Source organism: Streptomyces sp. NPDC005799, from assembly GCF_040630525.1.
GTDB classification, from domain to species: Bacteria; Actinomycetota; Actinomycetes; order Streptomycetales; family Streptomycetaceae; genus Streptomyces; species Streptomyces griseorubiginosus_B.
On record NZ_JBEXXQ010000129.1, the window covers coordinates 1 to 6,421 of the forward strand.

Here is a 6,421-nt window from a genome sequence, read left to right on the forward strand (position 1 = left end):
CACCACCCCCCGGGTCATGGGCGACAGGGGGACATAGTCATGCCGGGCCAGAAGGCCGGGAGCCCCAAGATCGGGGCCGTCTAGAAGGTAACGGGTGGGCAGGGGCGACCGGGTGGCGATCTGGGCACCGAACTCCGCCGAGTGGATCGTGGCCGCGTTCGGCCTGCTCACCGCCGGTGGGGTGCTGGTGCCGGTCAACACCCGGTTCAAGGCGGAGGAGGCGCACGACATCGTCGTACGCAGCGGCGCCAGGGCGGTGTTGGTGCAACAGGGCTTCCTGGGAAGGGAGTTCACGGGGCCGTCCGGAGTTCCGGTGATCGACCTCAAGTCCGGCTTCCTGGAGAGCGGTTCGCCGTTCGAGCGGGACGTGGACGGCGACGACGTGGCCGACATCGTCTTCACGTCGGGGACGACCGGCGGCCCAAGGGCGTACTGATGACGCACGCGCAGACCCTGCGTCTGTACGCGGGATGGTGCGACCTGGCCGATCTGCGGCAGGGCGACCGCTATCTGATCGTCAACCCGTTCTTCCACATCTTCGGCTGCAAGGCCGGCTGCGTGGCCTCCCTGATCCGCGGCGCCACCGTCCTGCCCGGGCCGGTCTTCGACGTGGAGCACGTGCTGGACCTGGTCGAGCGTGAGCGGGTGACGATGCTGCCGGGTCCGCCGACGCTCTACCACTCCCTGCTGCAGGCGCAGGAGAAGGGCGGACGGGACCTGTCCTCGTTGCGCGCCGCGGCCACCGGTGCCGCCGACATCCCGGTCGAGCTGATCCACCGGATCCGCGGCGAGCTGCCCTTCCGGTCGATCATGACGGGGTACGGCCTGTCCGAGGCGGGGACCGTCACCGCGTCCCGCCCCGGCGGCTCCTTCGAGGACATCGCCACCACGGTCGGCACCCCCTGCGACGGCGTCGAGGTCCGGGTCGCCGACGCCGGCGAGGTGCTGGTGCGCGGCTACAGCGTGATGCGCGGCTACCTCGACGACCCCGAGGCGACCGCCGAGGCCGTCGACGAGGACGGCTGCTGCACACCGGCGACCTCGGAACCTTCGGGGGGCGGGGCCGCTTGAGGATCGTGGGCTGCAAGAAGGACGTATTCCTCGTCGGGGGGGGTTCAACGCCTACGGGGCCGAGATCGAGGGCTTCCTGCTCCGGCATCCGGCGGTGGCCCAGGTCGCGGTGATCGGCGTGCCGGACGCCGGGATGGGCCAGGTGGGAAAGGCCTTCGTGGTGCGGCACGGGCCGGTCACGGAAGCCGAGTTGATCGGCTGGGCCCGTGATCGGATGGCCGGGTTCAAGGTGCCGAGATCGGTGGAGTTCCGTGAGGAGTTGCCGCTCAGCGCCACGGGCAAAGTGATGAAGGACCACCTGTTATGAGGACGGACGGGACCGCGATCCCGATCCCGGAGGAGAACGGAGATCTCTCGTGACGACGACCGACCACGCTGCCGGTGTGACGGCACAGCGGTCACTCGATCAGCTGGAGCGCCTGGACGACGAGATCATCGCGCTCCTGGCCCGCCGTCGCGCGATGGCCCAGGAACTCCCTCCCCCGGCCCGTGCCCGCGCCGCCGACCCCGCCTTCGCCGAGACCGTACGGGGCATGACGGGCCGCTACCGCCGGGAACTGGGCGGTGCCGGAGAACTCGTCGCCCGCGCGGTGATGGTGCTGTGCGATCCGAGCCGGGAGAACTGAGGACAGCTTCCCGCGGTCACCGGTGCGTACAACGTCATTGGTGCGTACGACTTCATTGGTGCGTACAAAGTGCGCCCAGAGTGCGGATGTGTCCTGGGCCTCACTCGGGGAGTGCGGCACGACACACGTCGGGCCACGTCAGTCGGCGTTGACAGCGCTCAGGATTTGGCCGTACAAACTTTTTCATGGCCGTTGCCCGAGCGCTCGCCCAGTGGGCCCGCGATCTCCGCCCGGCGCCGGAGGACCTGGCGCTGGCGGAGCGATCGCTGGCGGACACCGTCGCCGTGGCGCTGGCCGCCCGCACGCATCCGCTGCGATCCGTCGCCGCCTCCCTGCCGGAGGCGGCCCGCTGGGCGGCGATGGCCCATGTGCTGGACTTCGACGACCTGCACACCGACACCACCGCCCACATCTCCGTGGTCACCGTCCCGGCCGTGCTCGCCGTGGGAGGTGACGCCCGCGCCTACCTCGCGGGTGCGGGGGTCATGGCACGGCTCGGCGCGATGCTCGGCTGGGGCCACTACGCGGCCGGCTGGCACACGACCTGCACGGCGGGCGCCCCGGCGGCCGCCGTCGCGGCCGGGATCGCCCTCGGACTGGACGCCGAGCAGCTGGCCACCGCGATGGCCCTCGCCGTACCCGCCGCCGGCGGCGGGCAGGAGGCCTTCGGTACGCACGGCAAGTCCTTGCAGGTCGGCTTCGCGGCCGAGGCGGGCGTACGGGCCGCGCGGCTGGCGCGGGCGGGAGCAACCGCGGATCCGCGCGCACTGGAGGCCTGGATCAGGCGGGTCGGGGGCACACCCGACGCGGACTTCCCCGCCGCCCCGGCCGTCCCCGGCGGCCTCGCGGTCAAGCTCTTCCCCTGCTGCTACGCCATGCAGCGGCCCATCGCCGCGCTGCGGGAGGTGCGCGACCACGTCCGCGGCGACATCACGGCGGTCACGGTCACCACGCCGGCGGGCACCGTTCAGCCGCTCCTCCACGACCGTCCGGTGACCGGCCTGGAAGGCAAGTTCTCGCTGCCGTACGCGGTGGCGGCGGCGCTGCTGGACGACTATCCCGGCTTCGACAGCTTCACGGACGCGGCCGTCGCGCGGCCCGAGGCGCAGAAACTCGTCGGCCTCGTCGGGGTCGAGCTGCTTCCGGGTGAGACGAGGACGCTGCTGGACGGGCGCGTGGAGCTGCGGGTCGGCCTCGCGGACGGCGGTGAGGTGTACGCCGAGCTGGAGTTGCCGCCCGGGGCTCCGCAACGGCCCGTGTCCGAGGCCGAGTCGCGCGCCAAGGCCGCCGCCTGCGGTACGGATGTGCCCTCGCTGCTGGACGGGCTGACGTGGGCACGAGCCCGCGAGGTGCTTCGCGAGCAGTTCCCCGACGAGGAGGCGTGACGTGCGGCAGCAACTCCCCCTGTCCGACATCACGGTGGTCAGCCTCGAGCAGGCCGTCGCCGCCCCGTACGCCACCCGCCAGCTCGCCGACCTCGGTGCCCGCGTCATCAAGGTGGAGCGGCCGGGAGAGGGCGACTTCGCCCGCCGCTACGACACGACCGTGCACGGTCACTCCAGCTATTTCGTCTGGCTCAACCGCTCCAAGGAATCCCTCACACTCGACCTGAAGGACCCGCGCGGCCTGGAGATCCTCCGCGAACTCCTCGACGACGCCGACGTGTTCGTCCAGAACCTGGCGCCGGGCGCCGCCGACCGGCTGGGACTCGACACCGGCACGCTGACCGAGCGCCACCCCCGGCTCATCCCCTGCACGATCTCCGGGTACGGCACGACCGGACCCTGGGCCGGCCGCAAGTCCTACGACCTGCTGGTGCAGTGCCAGACCGGGCTCGTCTCCCTCACCGGAACCACCGACGAGGCCGCCCGCGTCGGCATCTCCGTGGCGGACATCGCGGCCGGGATGTACGCCTACAGCGGCATCCTGACCGCGCTGTACACGCGGGCCACGACCGGCCGCACGCACCCCGTCGAGGTGTCGTTGTTCGAGGCGCTCGCCGAGTGGATGGGGCAGCCCGCCTACTACACCCGCTACGGCGGCACCCAGCCCGCCCGCCTCGGCACCCAGCACGCGACCATCGCCCCCTACGGCGCCTTCCCGACCGCCGACGGCCGGCAGGTGCTGTTCTCCATCCAGAACGAGCGCGAATGGGCCGTCCTGTGCGCGGAGTTCCTGGGCCGGCCGGCCCTGACGGACGATCCGCGCTTTGCCACCGGGTCCCAACGCGTGGTGCACCGGGACGAGTTGAACGCGATCGTCGCCGAGCGCATCGCCCGCTCCGACGCCGACGACGTCCTCGCGGACCTGGAGCGGATCGGCATCGCCTGCGCGGGAGTCAACGACGTCGCCGCGTTCCTCGACCACCCCGTGCTGGCCGTCCGCGGACGCTGGCAGGAGGTGGCCGTGCCGGGCGCGACGGTCCAGGCCCTGCTGCCGCCCGCCGACCTCGCGGGCGTCCCCGCACGCATGGATCCCGTACCGGACGTCGGCGAGCACACCGACGCGATCCTCACCGGACTCGGCCGTACCCGCGACGACATCGACGCCCTGCGCGCCGACGCCGTCATCTGACGACGTGTGGAGAATGCCCCGATGAGCGTCCTGGACCTCCTGCCCGACGACGAGCAGCTCGTCGTACGAACCGTGCGCGAATTCGTCGACAAGGACGTGAGGCCCGTCGTCAAGGAGCTGGAGCACTCCGACACCTACCCCGAGCACCTCATCGAGCGGATGAAGGAACTCGGTGTCTACGGCCTGGCGATCCCCGAGGAGTACGGCGGGAACCCCGTCTCCATGCCCTGTTTCGTGCTGGTCACCGAGGAGCTGGCGCGCGGCTGGATGAGCCTGGCCGGGGCGATGGGCGGACACACGGTCGTGGCCAAGCTCCTGCTGCTGTACGGCACCGAGGAGCAGAAGCGGCGCCATCTGCCGCGGCTGGCGACCGGTGAGGTGCGCGCCACGATGGCGCTCACCGAGCCGGGCGGCGGTTCCGACCTCCAGGCGATGACGACGGTCGCGCGCAGGGAGGGCTGCGAGTACGTCGTCAACGGAGCGAAGACCTGGATCACCAACTCCCGCCGCGCCGGACTGATCGCGCTGCTGTGCAAGACCGACCCGGCCGCCGAGCCGCTTCACCGGGGCATCTCGATCCTGCTGGCCGAGCACGGACCGGGCCTCGTCGTCTCCCGTGATCTGCCCAAGCTCGGCTACAAGGGCGTGGAGAGCTGCGAGTTGTCCTTCGAGGACTACCGGCTGCCCGTCGATGCGCTGCTCGGCGGTGCGGAGGGCCAGGGCTTCGGCCAGATGATGAAGGGTCTGGAGACCGGCCGGCTCCAGGTCGCCGCCCGTGCGCTGGGAGTGGGACGCGCGGCGCTCGAGGACTCGTTGCGCTACGCCCAGGAGCGGGAGAGTTTCGGCAAGCCCATCTGGCGTCACCAGTCGATCGGCAACTACCTCGCCGACATGGCGACCAAGCTCACCGCCGCCCGCCACCTGGTCCTGCACGCGGCCCGGGAGGCCGAGGCCGGGCACCGGGTCGACATGGAGGCGGGCATGGCCAAGCTGTTCGCCTCCGAGACCGCCATGGAGATCGCGCTCAACGCGGTGCGGATCCACGGCGGTTACGGCTACTCGACCGAGTTCGACGTGGAGCGGTACTTCCGTGACGCCCCGCTGATGATCGTCGGCGAGGGCACCAACGAGATCCAACGCAACGTCATCGCGGCCCAGTTGGTGGCGAGAGGCGGCCTCGATGGCTGAACACCCCCAGCGGGAGAGCACCTATCTGCGCCTCGCGCGCGAACTACGGGCGGCGATCCTGCGCCATGACTACCCGGACGGCGTACGGCTGCCCACCGAGGCCGAGTTGGCCCAGACGTACGGGGTCAGCCGGCAGACCGTGCGGCGGGCGTTCCAGGACCTCGTCGCGGAGGGCCTGGTCTACCGCGTGCCGGGGCGCGGCACCTTCTCCACGCCCCGGGAGGAGCAGTATCTGCGGCAGTTCGGGTCGGTGGACGACCTGATGGGACTGTCCATCGACACCCGTATGGACGTGGTGACACCGCTGCACCGGCGGGTCGACGTGGACGCGGCGGGCCGCCTCGGTCTGCACACCGACCGCGTGCACAAGCTGTCCTTCCTTCGGCTGCACGAGGACACGGCGTTCTGCCACACCTCGGTCTGGCTACCTCCCGCCGTCGGCCAACTCCTGTCCGACGTGACCGAGTTGACGTTGCCCGGCTCCCCGAACGCCTTCACCGTCATCGGGCTGCTCGACCAGCGGCTGCCCGAACCGATCGCCGAGGCCGAACAGAGCATCACCGTCGCCGAGGCCACACCGGAGATCGCCAAGCACCTGGGCTGTGAACCGGGCCGGGCGCTCCTGCGCATCGACCGCGTCTACCAGACCGTGACCGGACAGCTCGTCGAGCTGGCCATCAGTCACTTCCTGCCCGAGCACTACTCGTATCGCGTACGGCTGCGGCGCAGTGGCCAGTGAAGTCCGTACCAACCTGTTGAGGAGAAGGAACCTTGAGCTTGAGGATCGTTGTCACTGTGAAGTACGTGCCCGACGCCACTGGCGACCGGCACTTCGCCGATGACCTGACCGTCGACCGGGACGACGTGGACGGTCTGCTCTCCGAGCTGGACGAGTACGCGGTCGAGCAGGCGCTGCAGATTGCCGAGAACTCCGATGACGACGTCGAGGTCACGGTCCTGAC

Annotated in this window: 6 protein-coding genes and 2 pseudogenes; all 8 read left to right on the forward strand. The window is 70.8% G+C overall.

Translation table 11 applies throughout. The annotated features are described in order from the left end of the window. The first annotated feature begins 148 nt into the window (after nt 1-148). Nucleotides 149-1,071 (forward strand): annotated as a pseudogene (locus tag ABZ453_RS49890) (AMP-binding protein). A gap of 64 nt (nt 1,072-1,135) precedes the next feature. Beyond that, a complete protein-coding gene (locus ABZ453_RS49895; RefSeq protein ID WP_359026559.1) occupies nt 1,136-1,378 on the forward strand; it encodes a hypothetical protein in 243 nt (80 codons plus the stop codon). Between the two features lie 49 nt (nt 1,379-1,427). Continuing rightward, a complete protein-coding gene (locus ABZ453_RS49900; protein ID WP_359026549.1) occupies nt 1,428-1,697 on the forward strand; it encodes a hypothetical protein in 270 nt (89 codons plus the stop codon). Nucleotides 1,698-1,882: 185 nt separating this feature from the next. Then, complete coding sequence (locus tag ABZ453_RS49905) at nt 1,883-3,082, forward strand: MmgE/PrpD family protein (protein WP_359026551.1); 1,200 nt, start codon at nt 1,883-1,885, stop codon at nt 3,080-3,082. 1 nt (nt 3,083) lies between these two features. Further along, nucleotides 3,084-4,271 carry a CaiB/BaiF CoA-transferase family protein gene (locus ABZ453_RS49910; protein ID WP_359026553.1) on the forward strand — a complete coding sequence of 396 codons (1,188 nt, stop codon included), beginning with the start codon at nt 3,084-3,086 and terminating at the stop codon, nt 4,269-4,271. 21 nt (nt 4,272-4,292) lie between these two features. Then, nucleotides 4,293-5,459 (forward strand): acyl-CoA dehydrogenase family protein, encoded by a 1,167-nt coding sequence (locus ABZ453_RS49915; protein ID WP_359026555.1) that lies wholly within the window; start codon nt 4,293-4,295, stop codon nt 5,457-5,459. Next, nucleotides 5,452-6,198: a GntR family transcriptional regulator gene (locus ABZ453_RS49920; protein ID WP_359026557.1), complete on the forward strand. Its 747-nt coding sequence runs from the start codon at nt 5,452-5,454 to the stop codon at nt 6,196-6,198. Before ABZ453_RS49915 ends, ABZ453_RS49920 begins: the two co-directional genes overlap by 8 nt. 32 nt (nt 6,199-6,230) lie before the next feature. Then, nucleotides 6,231-6,421 (forward strand): annotated as a pseudogene (locus ABZ453_RS49925) (electron transfer flavoprotein subunit beta); the annotation flags it as partial.

Coding starts and splice junctions, on each gene's coding strand:
- ABZ453_RS49905 (WP_359026551.1), top strand. CDS start 1,883: ATGGCCGTTGCCCGAGCGCTCGCCCAGTGGGCCCGCGATCTCCGCCCG.
- ABZ453_RS49920 (WP_359026557.1), top strand. CDS start 5,452: ATGGCTGAACACCCCCAGCGGGAGAGCACCTATCTGCGCCTCGCGCGC.
- ABZ453_RS49915 (WP_359026555.1), top strand. CDS start 4,293: ATGAGCGTCCTGGACCTCCTGCCCGACGACGAGCAGCTCGTCGTACGA.